Annotated in this window: 20 protein-coding genes; 9 read left to right on the top strand and 11 right to left on the bottom strand. The window is 65.7% G+C overall.

The window, feature by feature from the left end; all coding sequences use genetic code 11:
• The first annotated feature begins 88 nt into the window (after positions 1-88).
• Entirely contained in the window at positions 89-850 is a 762-nt protein-coding gene (locus L593_RS02395) for an enoyl-CoA hydratase/isomerase family protein (RefSeq protein WP_020445322.1), read from the top strand.
• Positions 851-932: 82 nt separating this feature from the next.
• Here L593_RS02395 and L593_RS02390 read toward each other — a convergent pair whose 3' ends face one another.
• The 5 genes from L593_RS02390 to L593_RS02370 form a co-directional block, all read right to left on the bottom strand.
• Positions 933-1811 carry an amidohydrolase family protein gene (locus L593_RS02390; RefSeq protein ID WP_020445321.1) on the bottom strand — a complete coding sequence of 293 codons (879 nt, stop codon included), beginning with the start codon at positions 1809-1811 and terminating at the stop codon, positions 933-935.
• A gap of 64 nt (positions 1812-1875) precedes the next feature.
• Positions 1876-5052: a PKD domain-containing protein gene (locus L593_RS02385; protein ID WP_020445320.1), complete on the bottom strand. Its 3177-nt coding sequence runs from the start codon at positions 5050-5052 to the stop codon at positions 1876-1878.
• A gap of 319 nt (positions 5053-5371) precedes the next feature.
• On the bottom strand, positions 5372-6655 hold the full coding sequence (gene gatD / locus L593_RS02380; RefSeq protein WP_020445319.1) for a Glu-tRNA(Gln) amidotransferase subunit GatD: 1284 nt from the start codon (positions 6653-6655) through the stop codon (positions 5372-5374).
• 82 nt (positions 6656-6737) lie between these two features.
• Positions 6738-7403: a metalloregulator ArsR/SmtB family transcription factor gene (locus L593_RS02375; RefSeq protein ID WP_020445318.1), complete on the bottom strand. Its 666-nt coding sequence runs from the start codon at positions 7401-7403 to the stop codon at positions 6738-6740.
• 209 nt (positions 7404-7612) lie between these two features.
• Positions 7613-8398: a hypothetical protein gene (locus L593_RS02370; RefSeq protein ID WP_049893792.1), complete on the bottom strand. Its 786-nt coding sequence runs from the start codon at positions 8396-8398 to the stop codon at positions 7613-7615.
• 393 nt (positions 8399-8791) lie between these two features.
• Here L593_RS02370 and L593_RS02365 point away from each other — a divergent pair, with 393 nt between their 5' ends.
• On the top strand, positions 8792-9151 hold the full coding sequence (locus L593_RS02365) for a DUF5802 family protein (protein WP_020445316.1): 360 nt from the start codon (positions 8792-8794) through the stop codon (positions 9149-9151).
• 113 nt (positions 9152-9264) lie between these two features.
• Complete coding sequence (locus L593_RS02360; protein WP_020445315.1) at positions 9265-10149, top strand: CheF family chemotaxis protein; 885 nt, start codon at positions 9265-9267, stop codon at positions 10147-10149.
• 230 nt (positions 10150-10379) lie between these two features.
• Here the strand turns inward: L593_RS02360 and L593_RS02355 are convergent, their stop codons facing one another.
• The gene (locus L593_RS02355; RefSeq protein ID WP_020445314.1) at positions 10380-11270 is read right to left on the bottom strand and encodes a CheF family chemotaxis protein; all 891 of its coding nucleotides are present in this window, start codon (positions 11268-11270) and stop codon (positions 10380-10382) included.
• Between the two features lie 374 nt (positions 11271-11644).
• Between L593_RS02355 and L593_RS02350 the strand changes: the two genes are divergently transcribed.
• The 6 genes from L593_RS02350 (at position 11645) to L593_RS02325 (ending at position 17542) form a co-directional block, all read left to right on the top strand.
• Complete coding sequence (locus L593_RS02350; protein ID WP_020445313.1) at positions 11645-13204, top strand: FlaD/FlaE family flagellar protein; 1560 nt, start codon at positions 11645-11647, stop codon at positions 13202-13204.
• Positions 13205-13415: 211 nt separating this feature from the next.
• A complete protein-coding gene (gene cheY, locus L593_RS02345) occupies positions 13416-13778 on the top strand; it encodes a chemotaxis protein CheY (RefSeq protein WP_020445312.1) in 363 nt (120 codons plus the stop codon).
• A gap of 2 nt (positions 13779-13780) precedes the next feature.
• Positions 13781-15064: a chemotaxis protein CheC gene (locus tag L593_RS02340; RefSeq protein ID WP_020445311.1), complete on the top strand. Its 1284-nt coding sequence runs from the start codon at positions 13781-13783 to the stop codon at positions 15062-15064.
• A gap of 205 nt (positions 15065-15269) precedes the next feature.
• The gene (locus tag L593_RS02335; RefSeq protein ID WP_020445310.1) at positions 15270-15608 is read left to right on the top strand and encodes a cupin domain-containing protein; all 339 of its coding nucleotides are present in this window, start codon (positions 15270-15272) and stop codon (positions 15606-15608) included.
• Positions 15609-15774: 166 nt separating this feature from the next.
• Positions 15775-16911 (top strand): pyruvate dehydrogenase (acetyl-transferring) E1 component subunit alpha, encoded by a 1137-nt coding sequence (gene pdhA / locus L593_RS02330; RefSeq protein ID WP_020445309.1) that lies wholly within the window; start codon positions 15775-15777, stop codon positions 16909-16911.
• Positions 16912-17014: 103 nt separating this feature from the next.
• The gene (locus tag L593_RS02325; RefSeq protein WP_020445308.1) at positions 17015-17542 is read left to right on the top strand and encodes an acyltransferase; all 528 of its coding nucleotides are present in this window, start codon (positions 17015-17017) and stop codon (positions 17540-17542) included.
• An 81-nt stretch (positions 17543-17623) separates the two neighbouring features.
• Here the strand turns inward: L593_RS02325 and L593_RS02320 are convergent, their stop codons facing one another.
• The 5 genes from L593_RS02320 to L593_RS02300 form a co-directional block, all read right to left on the bottom strand.
• Positions 17624-18421, bottom strand: a complete 798-nt coding sequence (locus L593_RS02320; protein WP_020445307.1) for a mechanosensitive ion channel domain-containing protein — start codon at positions 18419-18421, stop codon at positions 17624-17626.
• Positions 18422-19231 carry a diadenylate cyclase DacZ gene (dacZ, locus tag L593_RS02315; RefSeq protein WP_020445306.1) on the bottom strand — a complete coding sequence of 270 codons (810 nt, stop codon included), beginning with the start codon at positions 19229-19231 and terminating at the stop codon, positions 18422-18424.
• A 233-nt stretch (positions 19232-19464) separates the two neighbouring features.
• Positions 19465-20391 carry a DUF106 domain-containing protein gene (locus tag L593_RS02310; RefSeq protein ID WP_020445305.1) on the bottom strand — a complete coding sequence of 309 codons (927 nt, stop codon included), beginning with the start codon at positions 20389-20391 and terminating at the stop codon, positions 19465-19467.
• A gap of 164 nt (positions 20392-20555) precedes the next feature.
• Positions 20556-21188 (bottom strand): adenylate kinase, encoded by a 633-nt coding sequence (locus L593_RS02305; RefSeq protein ID WP_020445304.1) that lies wholly within the window; start codon positions 21186-21188, stop codon positions 20556-20558.
• Positions 21189-21294: 106 nt separating this feature from the next.
• The gene (locus L593_RS02300) at positions 21295-22185 is read right to left on the bottom strand and encodes a hypothetical protein (RefSeq protein WP_020445303.1); all 891 of its coding nucleotides are present in this window, start codon (positions 22183-22185) and stop codon (positions 21295-21297) included.
• Positions 22186-22326 lie beyond the last annotated feature (141 nt).

Raw genomic sequence — 22326 nt, 5'->3', positions numbered from 1 at the left:
CGCGTCTCGTTCCGGACTCCCATCGCTCGTCGACGGCGGATCCGAGTCCCGGCGTGGAACTAAGAGGCCACGGGTTCCCCAGTCGCACATGCAAATCGAGGACGGTGCGGTCCGACGACTGACGTTCGATCGACCAGACGTCCGCAACGCGATGACGCCCGAAGTGGCGACGGACCTCGCGGACGCGCTCGAAGACGTCGACCCGAGCGAGCACGACGCGGTCGTCCTCACCGGCGAGGGCGAGGCGTTCTGTGCCGGCGGCGACATCCAGGCGATGGCCGAGCGCGAGGAGTCCGCGGGCGAGGCGTTCGAGGTCATCCAGGAGACGTTCGGCCGCGCCGCGGAGGCGATTCTCGACGCGCCCGTCCCGGTGATCGCGAAGGTCAACGGCGACGCCGTCGGCGCTGGCACCACGCTCGCCGCGCTCGCGGACTTCGCGTACGCCGCCGAGTCCGCCAGATTCGGCGCGAGCTTCGTCAACGTCGGGCTCGTCCCCGACACGGGCGCGACCGTCGTCCTGCCGCGGATCGTGGGGCTTCGAACGGCGAAGGAACTCGCGTTCACCGGCAAACTGCTCCCCGCCGAGGAGGCAGCCGACCTCGACCTCGTCTCCCAAGCCGTGCCGGACGAGGACCTCGACGACGAGGTGGCGGGGCTCGTCTCGACGCTGCAGGACCAGCCCACGGAGACGATAGCGCTCACGAAGCGGGCGATTCACGACAACCTCGGGCGCTCCTGGGAAGACGGCCTCGACCGCGAGGCCCACTTGCAGGTGCTCGCGTACGACTCGGACGCGCACGCCGAGGGCGTCGCGGCGTTCCTGGAGGGCCGGAACCCGAACTTCGACTGATTCGATCGAACTCGACTTCGACTGACTCGACCGAATCCGACGATCGAGTAGTGCAGAGAGGGGTCGATCGGTCCGCAGCCCCTCAGTTGAGTCCCAGGAACTCCTCGGCGTTCTCGAAGAGGAGCTTTCGCTGGGTTTCCTCGTCGTACTCGGTGTCCTCGGCGAACGATTCCAGCCAGTCCTCGGGACGGAGCATCGGGTAGTCGGTGCCGAACATCACCTTTTCGGAGAGGAGCGAGCCGGCGTACTGCAGCACCTGCTCGTCGACGTAGCGCGGGAGCCACCCCGAGAGGTCCATGTAGACGTTCCCCTTCTGCTGGCAGATCGCGAGTTGCTCTTTCTCCCACGGGAACGCCGGATGGGCGATCAGGATCTGGAGGTCGGGGTGCTCGGCGGCGACCTCGTCGATCAGCATCGGGTTCGCGTGCCGGATCTTCAGCCCGCGACCGCCGGGGCTGCCCGCGCCCAGCGTGGAGTTACCGCCGTGGAAGACGACCGGCACGCCGAGGTCCTCGATCGTACTCCAGAGTTCGTCGTGCGCGTCGTCGCTGGGGTCGAACCCCTGGGCGATCTGCTGGAACTTGAAGCCCGAGAGGTCGAGGTCATCGACGCAGCGGATCGCCTCCTCGACGCAGTCGTCCTTCAGCGGATCGACGCTCCCGAAGCCGACGAAGAAGTCAGGGTACTCGTCTCTGACCTCCGCGACGTAGTCGTTGGGAACCGGCGGGTTGCCGGTATTGGTCTCGGCGTCCCAGCCGAGGAGGACGGCCCGACCGATGCCGGCCTCGCGGTACTCCTCGCGCATCGTCTCGTAGTCCCACGTCTCGAGGTTCGTGCCGAACTTCGACGCCGCGTCTTCCATCATCTGGCCGCCCGCGTCGTGGAGAAACTCGCTGGTGGGCTGGTGGGCGTGCGTGTCGATCAGTCGCTCCTCGTCGACGCCGGGGAGATCCTGCGGCATGCCTCGACGTGCACTGCGCGACGGCAAAAAGATGGGTCCGCAGACACCCTCGGTGGCGTGGATGTCAGTTCCCGTACCGATTCCGGGCGTCGATCGCGTCGACGAGTTCGGTGTTCGTATCGATGCTAGACATCTCCTCGCGGAACTCGACGTGGCAGGTATCGAGCATCACGTCGACCAGGTCCTGGAGCGGCCAGTCGTACTGACCGGGCCCGGTGACGTTGTGATACGTCATTGCGAATTTCTGATTCGGATACAGCGTCCGGTACTGATAGGGGTTGTCGTGGTGTGCAACCCTGATACCGTACGCCGAGAGCGGTGCATCGGTGCCCTCGAAGGGCCCGGGTTTCTTCGCGTTCGGCAGCGACACCTCGATGACGTCACGCTGGGGGTGCCCGACGGAGTAGTTCTTGCGCTCCCTGTTGTCGTAGGAGAACTGATCGAGCCCCGCCGCGCCCTTCTCCGGTCCGACCCACCACATGATCGCGCCGTCGATCAGCACCGGCACGTCCGTGGTGTTTTTGAAGATCATCGACATGTCGAAGATCCAGCCGTCGTCGTGGAGTTCGGCGGTGGCCTCTAGCGGCGCGTTCGAGGTGAAGCCCGAACCCAGCGTCTCGCCCGTGACGGGATGGACCTTGTCCTTCACCGCGTCGATGATCGGGTTGTCGGTGTTGGTGTACTGGCTGTCGCTGACGCTACTACTCCAGTCGACTCGCTGGGGCTGGAGGTAGACGTCGTCGAACTGCTCGCCACGTGGCCAGGTGTCCTGTACGAGCACCGACGGATCGTTCGTTGCCGACACTGGTCCGGCGTCGGCGGTCAGGCCGCCGTCTCGACCCTCGCCGTCGTTGAACGGGACCGGTTCCGTCTGCGTGGGTAGCCCCGTCAGCCACGCCATGAGCCGACCGGTCGTTTCGCGTGGGACTCCATCGGCGTCGAAGCGCTTGACCAACTCGAGTCCCCGGTCGCCCAGCGAGCCGAGTTCCATCGAACCGTCGCCGGCGTTGTTCGAGATCGCATCGACGTCGGCACCGAACTCACTCGCATCGGGATTCAACTCGTTTTTCAGCAGTCCGGAAACGCCGCCCTCGGTGTACTCGTGGTTGAAGTCCTCGTCGTACGCAGAGTAGAACTCCGAGAGCGTCGTGCTGGCCGACACGTCCCCGCCGATCCCGAGGGTCGACGTCGTCGAGTCCGTGGCTCCGGCGTCGTCCGTGACCGTCAGCGTCACCTCGTAGGAGCCGCCATCGGCGTAGGTGTGCGTTGCCGTCTCGCCGGTGGCCGTCGTGCCGTCACCGAAGTCCCACTCGTAGCTGCTGATTGTTCCGTCTGAGTCCGAGGACCCGGAGGCGTCGAACGAGACCGACTGCCCTGGGTCGGGCGAGGACGGGCTCGTCGTGAACGACGCAGTCGGGCCCTGGTTGGGGTCGCCGACGGTGATCGTCGAACTCGCGATCGCAGCTGCACCGCCGTCGTCCGTGACGGTCACCTGAACCGTGTATTCGCCCGCGTCACTGTAGGTGTGTGAAGCGCTCTGGCCGGTGCCAGTGGCACCGTCGCCGAACGTCCACTCGTAGCTGCTGATCGTGCCGTCGGAGTCCGTGGAGCCCGACGCGTCGAACGAGACCGACTGACCGGGGCTCGGGTTCGTCGGATCGACCGACAGGGTTGCGGTGGGTGGCTGGTTCCCGTCGATCGCGAGATCCCCGACCATCGCTTGCGGGTGGATCGAACAGATGTACTCGACCATCTCCTCGGTCGGCGTGAACTCCAGCGTTCGACTCTGCCCTGCTTCGCCGACGGTCTCCGTCTGCAGCAAGGCGTCTCCTGCTGCGTTCCGGATCGTGAGGTTGTGGGGCACGCCGTCGACGTTGTTCCACGTGAACGCGTAGGGTTCCCCGGAGACGAGATCGATCGCCGGATTCGTCTGGCCGTCGATCTCCGAGGGCGTGACACCGACCCAGCCGTCGACGCTGCTGTCGATGGTGATCTGGGTGGCCTGCTCGCTGACAGAGACGATCGTCGACGCACTGTCGGTCGCACCTGCATCGTCGGTGACGGTCAGGGTGACCGTGTAATCGCCCGACGACGAGTAGCTATGGGTGGCCGTCTGCCCGGTTGCAGACGAGCCGTCGCCGAAGTCCCAGCTGTACGAGGCGATCGAGCCGTCGGAGTCGCTCGATCCCGACGCGTCGAAGCCGACTTGCTGGCCGGGCTCGGGCGTGCTCACGTCGGTCGTGAACGACGCCGTCGGCGTCTCGTTGCCGCCACTGCAATCGCCCTCGAGCGTCCAGACGTTCTCGCTCTCGGCCGGTTCGGTCCCCTGCGTCCACCACTCGGCCGTCCAGAGGGCTCCGTCGTGGGTGACCTGGTCACCGCCGGTGTAGGTCGCGGCCGAGTCCCAGGCTGGAACCCCCTCGCACTGGCCACCGCTGCCACTATCGGAGACGGTCACTGTTGTGGTGTTCGAATCGGTCGCACCGTCGTCGTCGGTGACCGTCAGCGAAATCGAGTAGTCGCCAGTCGACGAGTAGCTGTGACTGGCGGTCTGTCCACTCGCCGTCGTGCCGTCACCGAAGTCCCACTCGTAGCTCGCGATGGTCCCGTCCGAGTCCGAGGAGTCTGCCGCGTCGACGGTTACGGTTTCGCCCGTTCCGGGATCTGCCGGAGTGACGGTAAAGGACGCGTTGGGCGACTGGTTCGTGGAGCCATCAGTGACGGAGACGGTCTTCGTGGACGTGTCGGAAGCGCCGTCGTCGTCGGTGACGGTGAGGATGACGTCGTAATCACCGGTCGACGAGTAGCTGTGGGTGGCCGTCTGTCCCGTTGCCGACGAACCGTCGCCGAAGTCCCAGCTGTACGAGGCGATCGAGCCGTCGGAGTCGCCCGATCCCGACGCGTCGAAGGAGACGTCCTGGCCGGGCTCGGGCGTGCTCACGTCGGTCGTGAACGAGGCGGTCGGCGCGGTGTTGGTGTCGCCGCTACAGTCGCCGACGTAGTTCCAGTAGGAACTCGATCGGGACGGTTCGGCGTTCCGGGAGTCCAGTTCGGCTTTCCAGAGCACGTCGATCCCGTCGCCGTCGGGGTGCTGGACCTGGTCGCCGGACGAGTAGAGGACCGTCTCGTCCCACGCGGGGGCCGAGCTACAGTCCGCTGCCGATGCTGTTGCACTCGCGCCGACCGCCAGCGCGGAGAGTACTGATACTGATCGTAGGATTCCGCGTCGAGTTCGTTCCATGCGTAGGGTTCGGAGCACGGAACGATCACACCGAAGATTCCACAACGCCTACAGTTGATTCTGTTCCGTTGCTCCGTATTCGAATGGCTGTAACCACACATTTATTCATTGCCATCACAAAATATCAGTACAGGCGGTGTAAATTGCTACCACACTGCGATGATTCTGGCAGAAACCGCCGTCAGGGACGGCATTCGACGAGTCTGGGCCACCCCCGCCCTCCGTGCATAGATATCACTCTGTAGTACTTATCGAGTGACAGCTGGTAGCGGGGTGCCGACTGTTCGTCCAACTGAACACCGGCAGCCGTTGTGTGCCGCTACAGCCAGGGCGTCGATCGTTCCTGGATTTCGCCAGCGATCGGCGTTCGCATCGTCTCCGCGACGCTGTCCGGTCGATTCGCGAGCGTCCACATCAGTTTCACCGTCGCGGTGCCCGGGAGCATGTCTTCGCCCTCGACCACGCCTGCGTCCAGCAGGTCACGTCCGGTGTCGTAGACGCGATCGCAGACCCGGCCCTCGATGCACTGGCTCGTCATCACGACCGGCGTGCCCGCGTCGATCGCGTTCTCGAGGATCGGGACCAGATCCGTGTTGACGTGGCCGAGGCCGGTTCCCTCGATCACGAGGCCGGCGGCGTCCTCGGCAGCGATCTCGACGATCCGCTCGTTCATGCCGGGCGCGAACTTCACGAGGTCGACGTTCGGTTCGAGGGCGTCGTGGAGGGCGAGGTCGACCTCGCCACGCTCGGCGTACTCGCGCCGGAAACTGACGCCCGCCGCGGTCTTCGGATCGTCAGTTTCGCTCGCCGCGTCGTAGTCGACTTCTCCGAGTGGCTTCGCGCCGATCGTCTCGAACGCGTCCCGGCGGGAGGTGTGATTCTTCCGGACGCGGGTGCCGCGGTGGAGCGCGCAGACGTCGTCGGATTCGGCGGCGTGCATACAGACGAGGACCTCAGAACTGTCAGACTTCGCGGCCTCGACGGCACAGACCGCGTTCATCACGTTGTCCGAGGAGGGGCGATCCGCCGATCGCTGGCTGCCGGTGAATACGATCGGCACCGGCGAATCGAGCATGAACGACATCGCCGCGGCGGAGTACTGCATCGTGTCCGTGCCGTGCATGACGACGACCCCGTCCGCGCCGTCTTCGACTTCCTCGTGAATCGCCTGTGCGAGGTCCGTCCACACGTCGGGCGTCATGTTCTCCGAGAGGATGTTCGCGACGACGCGCCCGCGGTAGTTCGCCCGCCCCGCGAGGTCCGGCACCGCCCGGAGCACGTCCTCGGCGTCGAAGCGGGCCGTCACGGCGCCCGTTCGGTAATCGACGGTCGAGGCAATGGTGCCGCCGGTCGAGATGAGCGCGATCGTCGGAAGATCGGCGTCGAAGGAGACCTCCGTCCGCCCGTCGGCGTCGGTCTGCGCGTCTTCGATCTGGTGGACGTCCGTCTCGAGCACCTCGACGTCGGCGTCCTCGCGGTCGATGCCGACGTTGTAGCCACCGTCGAGTTTCACCACCAGGTGCTCGCGCGTCGAGGAAGGCAGCACCACACCCTCGTACGTCTGGTCCGCGCGGTCGACGCGAACCCGGTCGCCTGCGTTCATGGACGCTGGTTCCGTCCGGCGGCTCTTGAACCCTCCCGTTCGAGCGGACGCGTACCGACGACGAATCCCGCTCCAGTCTCCCCTACTCCTCGCGCAGATACCAGCCGTCCTCGTCGCGGTCCACGATCCCCTGCTCGGCGAGCGCGACGAGGCTCTCCTCGACGACCGTCGGCGGTGCATCCACTGCCTCCGACAGTTCCGTGGTGTCCTGCTTGCCGTCGGCGAGTGTGACGAGCACGTCGGCGTGCAGTCGTCCGTCGCCGTCGGCGTCGCCGTCGACGGCGTCGGTGAGGTCCTCGACGGTCTCGGTGATCCGGCCCTGGACCCAGCGCTGTGCCATCGAGAGTTCGTTCTCGAGGTCGTGGAGCTCTTTGAGTTCGCTGGCCAGCTCGCCCGGATCGTGGCCGTTCTCCTCCAGCGAGACGTCGACGGTGAGGTGCCGCCAGGCCGTGATGTCGAAGCTCCGGCTCGCCGGATAGGCGCTCTTGGCGCCGAACTCGTAGGGCGACACGTTGACCTCGAGCCGGAGGTTTCGCGAGATGTGGAAGTACTTGCGACGCCGCTCGTCCATGTGGCTCTCGACGAGTCCCGCGTCCTCGAGCTTCCGAAGGTGGTCGATCACCGCCTTCGGACTCACGCCGAGGTACTCGCTGATCTCCGTCACGTAGCAGGGTTTGCGGGCGAGTAACCGGAGGATCCGGCGCCGGTTCTCGTTGCCCAGCAGGTCCAGTAGCGCGGCGGAGTCCATCTGGCGTGTTGATTTCGTCCCTGGCGGCAAAAGGGTGTCTGCACGGAGCCGTCGGGTGGTCGATCGGGTCCCTGTTCGTAGACCGCGCTTACCCTGTGGGCAATCCCCCGTGGTGTCGATAGCGAGGCTGGAGGAAGCAGGCCACCGGACAGGATCCCGCCTGCAACCGTTCCTTTTCGTTCAGTCCCGCTGTTCTGGTTCCCCGTGCTCTAGTTTCCAGTGCCCTGGTCGCTTCCAGTGCCCTGGTCGCTTCCAGTACCCTGGTCGCTCCCGGTCCCTCGATCGCTTCCCGTACCGGTCCCCTGACCGGAACCGGCGTCAGTCCCGTTTCCCTGTCCACCGGTTCCGGCGCCAGGGCCGTCAGGCTGACCGGTTTCGTTTCCCGACGCACCGGGCGTGCCGTTCGGTGCTCCCGGATCGTCGACCTGGCCCGGATCGTGCGAGCGACCCTGTCCAGGGGCGTCCGGGGTAACGCCAGCGAGACTCCGTGCGATCGCTGCGACCTCCTGGCCGGCGAGTTCGCTCGCACGAGTCCGGAGGGTTTCCAGACGCGTCGCGTTCACGCCGGCCGCGGCAGCGTCCTCACCGGTCGCGTTCGCGCTGGACTCGAGCCCACGGAGCTGGGCGGCTGCGGCGCTCATCCGGGCGCGGTAGGCGGTGGGATTCAGGTCGTCGCGCTGTGCCTGGAGTCGCTCGATCCGGTCCTCGACGTTCGAGAAGCGCGTTTCGAGGCTGTCCGATCGTTCCTCGACGAGTGCGGCCCGTTCGCTCGCGTTGGCCATCTCGTACTCTGCCTCGTAGACCCCCTGGTCGACGTCGCTCTCGGCACTCGCCTCCGTCGACTGCATGAAGCCGGAGATCGACTGGCCGACGGTGACGTTGTCCACGCTGTCGTTCGTGGTGCTCGCGCTGCCGTCCTGTGCAACGGCAGGAATGGAGACCGCGACGACGCCGACGAGCAGGAGCCCGAGGACGAGGGCGAGGCGCGTTCGCATGTAACTGTCGCCAAGCATCCCGTCAGCAAAAAAGGGCACATTCGTTCTGACCGTTCACGCGGTGGCGAAACGTTCGTTTGCTCGGTCGAGAGCGTTTATCGCCGGTGGAGCGCCGACCATTTCGATACTGCTGACCGACGGTTTCGTGAGTAGCACCGAGCTACTACAGCCGGTGAACGGACTCCGATCCGGCGGGAGAGAATCTGTCACGTTCCCGGGGCGGCCCACGTGTGCGACATCGTCCAAAGCAACTAATCCGGCGTCGATGAAACACGGTCGTGACCTCGAGGGCGCCACCAATACCGGTGCCGGCCTATCCGTCGGTTTGAGATACGATATAAATCTTGGCAAACACGTTCATGTCTGTGTGGCTCATTCACACGTTTGGGCCACATGTTCGAGGAGTTCTCGAGCGGCTACTACCTCGGCCGGCTGTACGTGCAGCCGACCGACGGCGACGCAGCGGTGATCGATCGCGACCAGCACGAGCACGTCAATCGTGAACTCTACGCCACTGGCGAGGGGCTCGAACGGCTCGACGCCCCGCTCGTGATGAAGGTCCACGAGCGCCACGTGCCCGTACACGGGGAGGACGGGGTACCACGGGACACGCTGTTCCTTCCAGAGTCCGTGGTGGACGCGACGAGGATTCAGAATCCGCCGACGCTGACCGAAGTGTTGCTCGCGAAGGCGGACCGCGCGAAGCAGCTGCTGCGGATCACCGGGCGGGGCCAGGACCGCCCCACGACGTGAGGAGCTCAACTTACTTCGAAGTCGCCGGTAGCCGACGACCGGCGATCGAATCGACGCCGACTGCCGCAAGCGCTATTATCGCAGTGTGACAACCCTCCGAGCGAGCGGCCTGCATGAGTCGAACTGAGCGGATCCTCCTGGACGGCGCGGGTCGATTCCTCCAGGTCGTCAAAGACGGACGAACCCTCGACGACGTCGGGTGGATCGAGGGCAGGGTGCTACTCTCCAGCGAGCGGCTCGTGCTCGCGGGCAACGAAGGGACGCGGACGATCCCGCTGGAGTCCGTCGACGAGTTCGGCGGTCGCTACGACGTGAACCAGTCGATCGCGCGGGTGTCACACTACACCAGCGTTCGGGTCGGCGAACAGGTCCTCCTCGTCACGACCGCCGCGAACCCCGAGGAACTCGAAGAGAACCTCTACAGCGCCCTGCTCGACCACGAGCGCGTCTTCGCTCGACACCCCGCCGTCGAGGGCGGCGTGCTTCAGGGGACCGAGTGGCACCCCGCCCAGCTCAAGACCGAGCCGGATCTGCTCAACGTGGCACTCACGAACGGCACGCTCGCCGAGATCGAACTCGACGACATCTCCGAACTGACCACCGGCGAGCAAACGCTCTCGGTCGGCGACCTCGACGCGGAAGAGCGACGCGTCTTGAAGGTCGAGCACTCCAAACCCAGCGGCACCAGCGTCCAGACCTACCTCTCTGGCGACGAACGGCAGATCCGCTTCCTCGAGTCCCTGCTCAAGGAGGGCGAGGCTCGGTCCGCGATCGGCGTCGATCTCAACGTCGACGAGAAGCAGGTGCTGATGGCGCTACACTCCGGCGTCTCCCCCTTCGAGATTCCCGACTTCGTCGGCATGGAAGTCGACCGCGTCGAGGAGATCTACGAACGACTCGTCGAACTCGACGCGCTCAACGAGGTTCGCATGCGCCGCGAAGTCGAACTGACGGCGCGCGGCCGGAAGATCGCCGGCGGTGCGATGGACGACGAGTAGCGCGCCGATCTGGTTGCCGATCACGGGACGATGGGTACGACTCGACCAGACTCGGCGCCACGCCTCTCCTCTCAACGCGCCGCAAGCATTTCTTCCACCGCGCCGCCACGCATTTCTTCCACCGCGCCGCCACGCATTTCCACACAACGTGACTCCACACTTCCTTCAAACGCGTTGGCCCAATCCCTCTCGACAGGACGACGGCGGACACAGCCAGGCCGGCAAACGCGTCAGTCCTCGACCTCGTCGATCCGGTGGATCGCCACGAGCGCGCCGTCGTGCGTGAGGGTCCCGTCGTCGGTCACCAGTTCCCGATCGACGAGTCCGGCGAGCACCGACTCGGGGTCGACGGGTTGCCGTGACGACTCGCCAAGGCCGCCCGACCGTCCGTCGTCACCGTCATCGGTGTCCAGCACGGCTCCGAGTGCGTCGGGGGCCACGCCAGCGTAGAGAGCGACGAGCGCTCGCTGCTCTACCCGTTCGAGGTCCAGTTCCTGGAGCACCTCGTCTGCTCTGTAGTACTCGGATCGGAGGTGTCGAGTCAGGACGTTCAGGCGATTCGCGTCGTCCTGGACGATCTCGGAGGTCACGACGTCGTCGCCGTCGCGGTGCCGGACCACGAGCGTCGGACGGTCGCCGCCGTTCCCCTGCCTGTAGTCGATCTCGACGACATCGTCGAGTGCCACGTTGAGGTCCGTCTCCTGGCTCCGGAATCGCACGGCGTCCTCGCCGGGAAGCACTGCCACCGTCTGCGGAGCGGGATCGCGGACGCGACCGCCTTCGCGGATCGGATGCCGAAGTTCGGCCGGTTCGGACCGGAGGATCGCCTTGTGGAGGAACAGCGAGAATCGGTCGATCCGTTCGTGATCGCCGCGGATGACCGCAGTCCGTCGCTCGCCGTCCGCGGCGTAGGCGACCAGCACGGACTGGTCGAGGAAGCTGCCGAGGTCGTCGGGAATCTTGCTGACGACGACGTCGAACACGTCGTCGAGGTCGATGCTGGTCCGGCCGCCGTCGCCGGCGAGTACCAGTTGGTCCTCCGAGAGGAGCACTCTGGCCTGGGTCGGCTCGTCGCCCTCGACGCCAGCGTAGATGGCTTCGGCGACGAAATCCGCGACCACGGATCCGGACATCGACGTTCGTGGCCGATTCGACACGGCGTCACATATCAGTTCCGGCACCTTCTCCACCGCCCTCGCTTGCTTCGACCAGGCGACCGGGAACGGGCTGGCAATTCCCTCGATCGAGCTGGAACGATGAACCTGAAATTATCGTGTGAGATAACCACGGCACCTTCGGTCCGACGGTCGCCCCTCGAAATGATTGGATTTGGCCTTGCCGTTATCGGCCAGAAATAGCGGGGAAAAGGTGTCTATACGGCGATCTCCGAGATCTTGCACGATAGCAAATTTCCGGAACAGACGGTTAGTAATGTACGGTATGTCGGTCAAACAGCCGAAATCTTGAAGTGATAATCGGCCCGCGTTACAGTACAATGGTGGCGCTCGATCCCGCCCCGCTCGCCGACGCTGCCGTCGCCGTCGCGAGCCCGGCCGCCGTCGCCGGCTCCCTGGCGGCACTCGGCGTGCTCGGCGTCACGGACTGGATACTCGGTGACGACGATCCGCCCGAGGGCGCCGACGAATCCGGCGGCGACGCTGGAAGCGGGATGTTCGACGAGCCCGAGACCGCTGGCGACGGTGGCATCGCCGGTATGGGCGACGACGACGGCGGCGACGAGTTCGCGTTCGACGATGACGAGGGTGGTGGCGACGCCTTCGACGAGTTCGACGTCGGCGGGATGGACGATGCTGGTGGCGGCGGGTCCGCGCAGGTTCGCGAACTCGAGGGGCGCGTCGACGAGATCGAGGACGAACTCTCGAGCATCTCGTCGACTGTATCGACCGTCCGAACGGAGAACGAGCAGATCTCGGAGTCCGTCGACGACATCGAGGAGAACGTCAGGAAACTCCTGGACATCTACAAGATGGTCACCAAGGGGGTCAACCCCTTCGTGGACGAGGACGGAGCCAACGGGTTCGCCGGGGGCGAGGGTGCGTCGCTGGGTCTGTTCGACCAGGGACAAGACGACGAGGAGCAGCCCGGCCAACTCGACGAGGACGTGACGGATGCGAATGCGGAGGAGTTCTTTGACGACGACTTCGAAGAGGACGAGGTGCCGGAAGAGGACGAGGCGCCGGAGGTGGAAGAGGAGGAGGAGGAGGACGCCGACGACACAGAGGAATCCATGGCACAGAGTGACGACGCCCCGACGGACGAGGAGGGTGGTGCAAAGAGCTTCGACGAACTCCGTGAGGAGTACGAGGACGGCGCGGATTGGAGCGAGGAGGATGCAGCGGCCGACGAGGAGCCGGAGGCCGAGGTCGGACAGGAGACCGAGGTGGAATCGGAGACCGAGGAGGAAGTCGAACCCAACCCTGTCGAAGAACCGGCCAAAATCGAAGACGAGCAAGATACGCACGCAACCGAGGGAGGCGTGGACGACGAGGGCGCCGCCGACGAGCGCGTCGATGCACTATTCGAGGAGGACGACGAACTCCAGGCCGAGGAACCGGAACCGGAACCGGAACCGGAGCCCGCCCACGAGACGGGCGCACACCAGCCTCCCGCTCAGCCGGCGTCACAGCCTGCACCACAGCCGCCGCGTACCGGAGCCCGTCAGCCGGCGATGGGCGGCGCTGGCGGAGAGAAGCCGTATCTCCGCGAACTCCCCTCGGGCTACGTATCGGACCTGCTCGTGATGGAGTGGATCGAGTTCCTCGTTACCGAGAGCAGCCCGTCAGGTGCCCATCGGGCGATCACGTACTACGAGAACGTGGGCTGGATCGGCCACCGGGCCGCCGACCAGCTCCGCGAGTTCGTCGACGGGCACCCGGAAGCGTCCGTCGACGAGGACGAGCCGGCCGGGACCGGCGCGTTGACCATGGATCACCACACCACGAGTCTCCGTTACGTCGCTCGCATCACCGGCGACGTCCAGGAGAACGTGCTCGACTCCTGGGACGAGGGCGACAACCGCTGGCTCCACCGCTGATCGCCAGTCTCGGCAGGACGGATTTTAGCAGCGCTCGTTGCGGACGAACTCTATCGACGTTCGCAGGGTCGCTCGCTTCAGCTATCGATACGAGGTGTGAGCAGCCGTAACGACGTGTGAAGCATACCCCGAATCTGTCCAGCTAATTTTCCCACGTGATAACAGGGGGAACACCCTTTTGGTACGGTCTGTGGAACGACTGGTAGCTCGTATGCCAGAGAACGTGATGATCGTCGACGACTCGGACTTTATGCGAAATCTCCTCCGGGAGATCCTCGACGAGGAACACCACATCGTGGGCGAGGCGGAAAACGGGGTCGAGGCGGTGGAGCTCTACCGGGAGGCGGAGCCCAACGTCGTGATGATGGATATCGCGATGCCGATCCGTGACGGCATCGAGGCGACCGCAGCGATCAAGGACGAATCGCCGGGCGCCAGCGTCATCATGTGTACCTCCGTCGAACAGGAAGAGATGATGAAGGAGGCGATCAAGGCGGGCGCTGACGGGTACATCACGAAGCCGTTCCAGAAGCCGAACGTCCTCGAAGCAATCGACGACGCAGTCGCCCACTGACCATGCGCGTCGACGTGAAAACGCTGGGCACGTTCAACGAACTCGCGAACCGTGGCGCGAGCAGCGCGGCCAGTTCGCTCGCACAGCTCAGCGACACCGAGACGTCCGTCGAGGTCACGAGCGCCGACCTCGTTCCGGCCGGCGACATCGCTGACCGGTTCGACGACGACGCGACGTTCGTCGGCGTCGAGATCGGCTTCGAGGGCGGCATGGAGGGCTCGATCGTGCTCGTCTTCGACCGCGAGAGCGCCGGCCGACTCCTCGAACGCATCGTCCCGGAGCACTGGGACGACGTCGACGCGACCCTCGACCGCAGCACCGTCAGCGAGGTTGCCAACATCATGACCGGCGGGTTCGTCGACGCCTGGGCCAACCACTTCGACACCCGGCTCCAGCTCGGGCCGCCGACGTACATCTCTGGCGCGGCTGGCGACGTGATTCCCGGGAGCGTCCCGACGTGGGACGATCGACGCACGGCGCTCACCTTCACGAGCCAGCTCCAGGCGCCCCGAGACGCGTCCGGAGACGATCCAGCGTCACCCGACGCCGGTATCGACTTCCACATATACATGTTCCCCGAGCGGAGCTCGTTCGCAGCGGTCGTCGGCGAGGCCGTCCCCGAGCAGGAGTTCCCGATCTCCATCGAGAAGCTCTCCGCGTTCACGGAGATGACCAAGCGCGGTGCGGGCCGGGCCGCCGACAAGCTCAGTGGTATGACGGGAATCCAGATCGACGTCGAAGTCGGCCGGACGACGTTCGTTCCGATCCCGGAGGTCTCCCGCCACGCGCCGTCGGCCCAGCGGATCGGCTCCGTCGCGGAGCTTCAGGCCGCGCCCGGTGGCTTCATCGTCATCCTCTTCGACGAGCACTCTGCGATCAACGTCGGCGACGCCCTGCTCCCGATCGAGACGTCGGAGCCGGGCCTGACCGACCAGCACCGCTCGGCGATCGAGGAGATCGGCAACATCATGACCAGCGGCTTCATCGACGGCTGGGCCAACACGCTCGACCGGAAGATCCAGCACAATCCCCCGGAGATCGTCGAGGACACCGCCTCGGCCACGCTCGGCTCGCTGGTCGATCGACTCGGCCCGAGCCAGGAGTACGCATTCCTCCTCGATGCGACCGTCCGCGCCGCGGGCCGGGAGATCAACTGCGACCTCTACGCGATCCCGGAGGAGCACTCGTTCCGCCAGGTGCTCGGCGAGATGTCGATGCCGGAAGCGAGGACAGCGGCCTCGGACCCGGACGCGCTCGAACCCGCCGCGTACGACGATCTGAAGTGACGGCGCTGGCGTTCGATAATCGCCGACGCTATCGACGCTTCCGTTCGGTGTTCGCCCACACTACCGACGCTCCGTTCCGTCTTCTTCGACTCTACACACGCTTCCGGTCGATCGTCATCGACTGTATCCGCGCTGGTGGTCGGTCTTCGTCGACTCGCTTGCCCCGCCACCTACGTTTATTCTGGCGGGCCACGTTGCCCGGACCATGGAAGTCGAACACTTCGACGAAGACGACGCGACCGAGGCCGTCGACGGCGTCCACCTCTCGCTGCTCGCCGGCGAAGAGCGGATGAACGTCCAGGGGTTCGCGATCGAACCCGGCGCCGTCGTCCCGGAACACAGCCACGACAACGAGCAGACCGGCGTCGTCTACGAGGGCGAATTGACTTTCCTCCTCGACGACGAGGAGCTCGTCGTCGGTCCCGGCGACACCTACGCGATTCCCGCCGACGAGCCCCACGGCGCGGAGAACCGTGGCGAGACGACCGTTCGTGGCATCGACGTGTTCAGTCCGCCACGGACGAATCCGAGTTGGCAGGAGTAGCACTGTCGGGGGAGCGGCGCCCGGCCGCGACCGACCTCGTCACTCGATGCCAACCTCCGACACGTATCGGATCGATAACCACCGACACGTATCGGATCGATAACCACCGACACGTATCGGAGCACCAACCCCGACACATATTGTGCCCCGCGCCTTCGAGCCACGCATGGACGCCGCGGACCTCCTGGATCGCCCGCACGACGATCCGCTCACGCTGCTCTCCGCCGACGGCGAACTCGCCGCGGGGTACGAGCCAGACCTCACGGACGACGAACTCGTCGCGCTCTACGCCGACATGCGCCTCTACCGGCGCTTCGACGAGCGGTGCGTGAGCCTCCAGCGCCAGGGTCGGATGGGGACCTACGCACCGCTGGCTGGCCAGGAAGCCGCCCAGGTCGGAACGACCTACGCCTTCGCGCCCGAGGACTGGATGGTCTACCAGTACCGCGAACACGGAATTCCACTCTCCCGGGGCGTCGTCGGTGGCTACCTCCAGTACTGGATGGGTCACGAGGCGGGCAACGCCACGCTCGCGGACGCCACCGTGTTGCCGCTCAACATCTCGATCGGTTCGCAGGTCCCCCACGCCGCTGGCCTCGGGATGGCGATCGACTACGAGGACGACGACGCCGTCGTCTGCTGTCAGTTCGGCGACGGCGCGACGAGCGAGGGCGACGTTCACGAGGGGCTGAACTTCGCGAGCGTCTTCGACGCGCCGGTGGTCTTCGTCTGTAACAACAACCAGTGGGCCATCTCGGTCCCGAGGGAGGACCAGACCGCGAGCGCGACGATCGCCCAGAAAGCCCAGGCGTACGGCTTCCGCGGTATCCAGGTCGACGGGATGGATCCCCTCGCCGTCTACGAGACGACGAGGGCCGCGGCCGAGCAAGCCCGTGATCCGGACCCCGCTCTCGTGGACGAGGCGGTCGGCCGCGCGAGCAAACCGATCCTGATCGAGACGCTAACCTACCGCTACGGTGCGCACACCACGGCCGACGACCCGAGCGCGTACCGGGACGAGGCCGAGGTCGAGCGCTGGAAGGAACTGGACCCGATCGACCGGATGGAGACGTTCCTCCGGCGGACGGGGCGTCTCGACGGGGATCGCATCGATGGGATCGAGTCGCGTATCGAGGAGACGGTGGCCGAGGCGATCGACGCGGCGGAGGCGGTCGAGGCCGACCCGCTCTCGATGTTCGAGCACGTCTACGAGGAGCAGCCTGCACGGCTCGGCGAACAGCACCGGGAGTTGGCTACACTCCGCGAGCGACACGGCGACGACGCACTCACCAGAGACGAGTGATCCGTTTCCAGGCGCCTGCTCCCCGACGCTCGACGGCCTGCGACGACCCGGAATCGCCATCCACAGGGAAACCCACTATACCCTCCCCCGCAAACGGGCTGGCGTGAGCGACGACGAGGCCGAGCGCCGCCACCACGGACTCTCGCGCCATCCGACGACGGGGCCGCGCAACTCCCTGTACCACTGGCCGGACGCGAAGCATCCGTTGCGGGTGATGCTCAACTACGCCGTGATCGTCCTGTGTCGGATCTCACCGAGCCTCAGGCTCAAGAACTGGCTGCTCCGCCGGATCGGCGTCGGCGTCGGCGAGGGCGTCGCCTGGGGGCTCGAGTCCACGCCGGACGTGTTCTGGCCGGAACTGATCACCGTCGAGAAGCACGCGATCGTCGGGTACGATGCGACGATCCTCTGTCACGAGTTCCTCCAGGAGGAGTACCGGACCGGGGAGGTCGTCGTCGGCGAACGCGCGATGATCGGAGCGGGGGCGATCGTGCTCCCTGGCGTCGAAATCGGGCCAGGTGCCCAGGTGGCAGCGAATTCGCTCGTGGCGGAGGACGTTCCAGCGGACGCGACGGTTGCAGGCGTCCCCGCCGAACCGATCGCTACCGACGAAGCGCAGGACCTGGACTGAGCACGTTTGTTCCTGTACGGTGCTACTGCCACAGACGACTCGCTGCCCAGTCCGGGGGCCATCAGCAGGGCAACGCCTCGGTCAGTTCCGCAGGCGACGGACGCCGTGCTCGAAGACCTTGTCGTTGGGAACGACGTACTCGGCATCCTCGTCTTCCAGGTGCGTGACGAGCACGCCGACTTCCTGCACCACGCCCTCGCGTTCCCCGATGGTGACGCGATCGCCGATGCCGTAGGGCTCTCGCAAGAGGAGATAGATCCCCGCCGCGCCGGCGGAGAGGATGTCCTTCGTCGCGACGGCACCGAGGAGGACGACGCCGAGGACGTAGATCCCGAGCAGCACGAGCAGGGCCCCCGTCGCCACGCCGATCTGGCCCAGTGCGACGAGGAAAGCGACGTAGAGGACGCTGTACTTGACGATCTTGGGCAGCACGGAGACCTCGGGAAGCTTGACGCCGCGGAGGCGCTCGCTGACCAGCAACTCGGCCTTGTCGGCGACGACGAACCCGAGCACGACGACCAGCAACGCGATGAACACCTGGGGGATGAACGCGACGATCCGCTGCCAGAGCCAGTTCGTATCGGTCGGCTGGAACGCGAAGATGGCGGCGAGGAGCGTCACGCCGTAGACGAACCAGGAGAGCAGCCGCGAGACGATCGACACCGTCGACGTGCCGAGGCTCTGTGCCGTCCGTTCGAACGCCGTCCCTTCGACGGACTCCGGGATACCAGCGGCCTCGAGGACGCTTCGACTCACCCGGCCCAGCAGGAACCCGGCGAGCACGCCGACGAGCACGATCAGCGACACCAGCACGATCGGCCAGTCCAGTAGCCACTCGGGGATCTGCTCCGTCTCCGGAAGCTGGACCGTGGGTGCCATCTAGTACTCCTCCGGATCCAGTTCGAGGACGAGCGAACCACCTTTGAACGCCCTCACCATCCCGTCGCTCTCGGAGAGGACGATCGCCGTCGCGTTGGTGTCCCGGGTGATCGCTCCCGCTGCCATATGCCGGGTCCCCAGCCCCTTCGGGATGTCCACGCCCTCCGCGGAGGGCTCGAGGTAGCGATACGCCGAGACGATCTTCCCGGCGTCCGAGATGACGAACGCGCCGTCCAGCCGCGAGAACTCCTTGAGCATCACCTTCACGATCGGGTCGCCGACGTGGACGTGGCTCTTCTCGAAGGGGTTGTAGGACAGCGGCCGGGACTTGTTCATCACCTTGCCTGCGTCCCCGACGACGAACAGCGCCCCGACGGGCTGGCCCTTCTGTCCCTTCTTGCCGAGTTCGATGACCAGTTCGAGGACCGACCGAAGCACGTCCGGCTCCGCCCGGGTGTTCGCGAAGAGGTCGTAGACCCCCGACGTCGAGTCCGCGTCGACCCGGACCCGCGAGACGGTGTCGAGTTCCTCGTCGAAGACGGAGGAGACGCAGGCGACGACGTCGCCGTCCGCGAGCAGGTCCTGTTCGAGCGCGCCCTCGATCCCGAAGCGAACCCGATCGTAGACGTCCTTGAAGGCGACGGGGAGTTCGACGAACTCGTCGGCGTCGATGTCGTTCTCGCTCGCGACCACGACGACGTCGATCTCCGCGTCGACGAACCGCTCGTAGTAGGACGCCGTCGGCGCGAACAACAGTACGCCGTCGACCTCCCGGACGACCTCCTCGAGCAGCTCGTTCGGTTCGACCATTGGACGCACGGTCACAGGGAGAGGGAAAAAGTGTTGTGACCACGAGGCGCGCCGGCGGACGGTCGCAAGGCGATTTTGACCGAACTACTCGGCCTCCTGTCACCGTCCCGGTCGGCACCTGGGTCCCGTGGAAGTCGCGACGGGACGAGTGCGGAATCGATCGCTATCGCTCGTCGACGTCGTGCAGTTAGAACGAACCGGGGACCGAAGGGTTCGGAGGTCAGTACGCCCGATCAGCTCGGGGAGGACCGGATGTTCAGCGTCTTTCGGAGGATCTGCCCGAACCCGAACGAGCAGCCGATGTACCAGACGATCCACGCGCGCATCGGGCCGATGATCCCCTCGTTCCAGTTCACGCCGCCGGCGAGTGGCATGATCATGTCTGGCTTGCCCTCGGTGCCGACGTTGCCCTGCCCGATGGTCCACCAGAGCCAGAGGAAGACGGGGATGGTCAGCAGCATGACCCAGACCATCGGACGGAACTGCGACTTCATCATCCCGAGCTGATCGCCCATCATCTCCATCTGCTTCTCCTGGATCTGCTCGACCGCCTCGTCGTCGCCGCGCTCCTTGGCCTCCTTGCGCTTGTCCTGGATGGCGCTCATCCGGTCCTGGTAGACCGACATCGTCTCCTGGTCCATCAGGTTCGCCATCAGGAGCGAGGAGTAGAGACCGGTGAGCAGTGCAACGGCGAAGATCACCAGGTAGAACGGGAGCACGTCGAGCAGCGGTCCAAGCGCGAGGTCGATGACACCGCCGACAGCGTTCTGGACGGGGTCGAAGTAGTACCCGACCATCATCATGACGGCGCCGACCGCCGCGATCTTGTCCCACTGCGACCAGGAGGCTGCCTCCTCTGCCTCCTCGTCGATCTCGGGAATGTCGGAGAAGTCGAGGTCCACGACCTCCGCGTCGGCGTCGCCGTCGAGCGCAGCGGAGACGCCGTCGGGATCAGTGAGTTCGAACCCGTCGTCAGCGCTCTTGAGGAGCCCCGTTTCGATGATGCGACCCCACTGGCCACTCGTGAGGTCGCCGTCGACGTCCTCCCAGGTCACGCTGCCACCGTTGGCGGTCGCGACCGAGTGGACCGTCCGGAGGGCGTCCTCCATGTCTTCGCCCTCCGCGACGAGTTCCTGTACCTTCCGCGCGGTCCGTGCCATTGCCGAAGTTAATGAAGGGGCCGTAATCAACCTTTCACATCGGTCCCCTCGCGGATTCCAACGTCATCGACGCGCAGCGGCTTTCCAGAACGATGACTGGAGTCCCTCGCTGAACGAACTTGCCCGGGAGCGAACACTGTGTTGATAGGGAATCGCGAAACGAGCTACAGCGCGTCCTCGATCGCGGCCTCGAGGTCCGCCCAGACCTCGTCGGGGGCCTGCTCGCCGTCGATGCGTGCGAGGTCGCCCTCCTCGTCGTAGAACTCGACGACTGGCAGGGTGTTCTCCTCGAAGACGCGGAGTCGCTCGCGGGCGGTCTCCTCGGTATCGTCGTCCCGCTGGATGAGGTCGCCGCCGCACTCGTCGCAGACGCCCTCCTCCTCGGGCGGCGCGTACTTGACGTGGAAGTTCGCACCGCAGTCCTCACAGACGCGGCGGCCGGTCAACCGGTCGATGAGTTCCTCGTCAGCGACCTCGAAGTAGGCCGCGACGTCGAGATCCGTGATCTCGGCGAGGTACTCCGCCTGGTCGAGGTTCCGGGGGTAGCCGTCGAGGACGAAGCCGTCCGCGTCGTCGAGGGCTGCCTGCACGATCTCGTTGACGACCGGGTCGGGCACGAGTTCGCCCGCCTCCATGAACGAGCGAGGCGTTCCGTGCTCGGTCTCCATGTCCTTGTTCGCGCGGAGTGCGTCGCCAGTCGTGACGTGCTCGACGCCGTACTCCTCGACGAGATTCGAACTCTGCGTCCCCTTGCCGGCGCCCGGTGCACCAAGCAGCAGGATCTTCGGCTGGCTCATACTCAAGCGAAGTCCGGGGGCGCGTAAAACGTTGCAGGATTCGGTTCGTCCGGCCGCTTCACGCACTGGACGAGCGTCCTCTCTCCCGTCGTGTGCTTCGCCCGTCTCACGCGGCTCGTTCGGCCCCGTCTCCAGTGGTCTGCTCGGCACCGGTTCGCCGCTTGGCGGCGTCCGCGGCGTCGACCGCCTCCGCCACGGTGACCATCGCATCGATTCGCGCTTCGAGTCGGTCGGTGACGAGCGGGAGCCCCCGCCGCTCGTCACTCACCGTCGCCGGGTCGGCACTGATCTCCTCCCGGAGCCGCTCCTCGATGGCATTGCCGAAGAACCCCCCCATGGTGCTTAGATCCTCGGGGAGCGCGTCGAGGATGGTCTCGGCGGGATCGCCGACGGTCACCCCGTCGGGGCTGCCTGGAACCTGGAGCGCCAGGTCGACCTCCTGGGTCAGTATCTCTCGGGCGATCGGTTCGTTCGCTGCACCGATCACGGCGTAGCCGTCGCCGACCGGGACCACCTCGGCTTCGTCCGGTACGTCGTCCATGGCATCTGCATCGGAGCCGGACCCCTCTTCGATCAGGATGAACCCCTCGGACATCGGGCGATCGAGTTCGGCCAGCACCCGCGTGTGTGTCGTAGTCGAGGTTCCCCCTTCTCCCCCGCTCGAGTGCCGTTCTTTCCAGGTCTCGACGCGCACGGGCCGGCCGCGCTTCTCGCCGACGAAGTTCGGCGGACCGCCGAACAGGCCGCCGCCTTCCTTCGAGAGCCCGAGTGACTTCCCCGTCCGGACGAACGATCGGTTCACGAGGATCCCGCTGAAGATCGCCGTCGCGAACACCGACCCGATCAGCCCAATGAAGCCGTATCCCGCGTGGACTGGCATTTGGGAGGCTTCGACGTATGGCTCGGCGTTTCCAGAGTAGATGAGCGCCGCGGGCACGCCGAGTATCAGGAACACGAATATCGGCAACGCACTGTACAGGTTGTATTTCCATCCCATACTTCGAATCCATCGGACGAACCGGCAGCCAGTCCCTTGTAGCCACTCGCCAAGTACTTGGAGGGGCCGCTGGACGGGCGATCATTCGTCGCTTCTGCGGTATTGTCTTGAGGTTCGCGGTTCGGTGGCTTTTCCACCGTT

Origin of the sequence: Salinarchaeum sp. Harcht-Bsk1, assembly GCF_000403645.1 — an archaeon.
Lineage (GTDB): Archaea > Halobacteriota > Halobacteria > Halobacteriales > Salinarchaeaceae > Salinarchaeum.
This window is presented reverse-complemented; position numbering and strand designations above follow the sequence as displayed.

What these genes read in the sequence shown, in the direction of transcription:
- dacZ (WP_020445306.1), bottom strand. Translation starts at nt 19,231, where the DNA reads ATGGTCGAACCGAACGAGCTGCTCGAGGAGGTCGTCCGGGAGGTCGAC.
- L593_RS02300 (WP_020445303.1), bottom strand. Translation starts at nt 22,185, where the DNA reads ATGGGATGGAAATACAACCTGTACAGTGCGTTGCCGATATTCGTGTTC.
- L593_RS02395 (WP_020445322.1), top strand. Translation starts at nt 89, where the DNA reads ATGCAAATCGAGGACGGTGCGGTCCGACGACTGACGTTCGATCGACCA.
- L593_RS02360 (WP_020445315.1), top strand. Translation starts at nt 9,265, where the DNA reads ATGAGTCGAACTGAGCGGATCCTCCTGGACGGCGCGGGTCGATTCCTC.
- L593_RS02335 (WP_020445310.1), top strand. Translation starts at nt 15,270, where the DNA reads ATGGAAGTCGAACACTTCGACGAAGACGACGCGACCGAGGCCGTCGAC.
- L593_RS02320 (WP_020445307.1), bottom strand. Translation starts at nt 18,421, where the DNA reads ATGGCACCCACGGTCCAGCTTCCGGAGACGGAGCAGATCCCCGAGTGG.
- cheY (WP_020445312.1), top strand. Translation starts at nt 13,416, where the DNA reads ATGCCAGAGAACGTGATGATCGTCGACGACTCGGACTTTATGCGAAAT.
- pdhA (WP_020445309.1), top strand. Translation starts at nt 15,775, where the DNA reads ATGGACGCCGCGGACCTCCTGGATCGCCCGCACGACGATCCGCTCACG.
- L593_RS02350 (WP_020445313.1), top strand. Translation starts at nt 11,645, where the DNA reads ATGGTGGCGCTCGATCCCGCCCCGCTCGCCGACGCTGCCGTCGCCGTC.
- L593_RS02375 (WP_020445318.1), bottom strand. Translation starts at nt 7,403, where the DNA reads ATGGACTCCGCCGCGCTACTGGACCTGCTGGGCAACGAGAACCGGCGC.
- gatD (WP_020445319.1), bottom strand. Translation starts at nt 6,655, where the DNA reads ATGAACGCAGGCGACCGGGTTCGCGTCGACCGCGCGGACCAGACGTAC.
- L593_RS02365 (WP_020445316.1), top strand. Translation starts at nt 8,792, where the DNA reads ATGTTCGAGGAGTTCTCGAGCGGCTACTACCTCGGCCGGCTGTACGTG.
- L593_RS02370 (WP_049893792.1), bottom strand. Translation starts at nt 8,398, where the DNA reads ATGCGAACGCGCCTCGCCCTCGTCCTCGGGCTCCTGCTCGTCGGCGTC.
- L593_RS02385 (WP_020445320.1), bottom strand. Translation starts at nt 5,052, where the DNA reads ATGGAACGAACTCGACGCGGAATCCTACGATCAGTATCAGTACTCTCC.
- L593_RS02340 (WP_020445311.1), top strand. Translation starts at nt 13,781, where the DNA reads ATGCGCGTCGACGTGAAAACGCTGGGCACGTTCAACGAACTCGCGAAC.
- L593_RS02390 (WP_020445321.1), bottom strand. Translation starts at nt 1,811, where the DNA reads ATGCCGCAGGATCTCCCCGGCGTCGACGAGGAGCGACTGATCGACACG.
- L593_RS02305 (WP_020445304.1), bottom strand. Translation starts at nt 21,188, where the DNA reads ATGAGCCAGCCGAAGATCCTGCTGCTTGGTGCACCGGGCGCCGGCAAG.
- L593_RS02310 (WP_020445305.1), bottom strand. Translation starts at nt 20,391, where the DNA reads ATGGCACGGACCGCGCGGAAGGTACAGGAACTCGTCGCGGAGGGCGAA.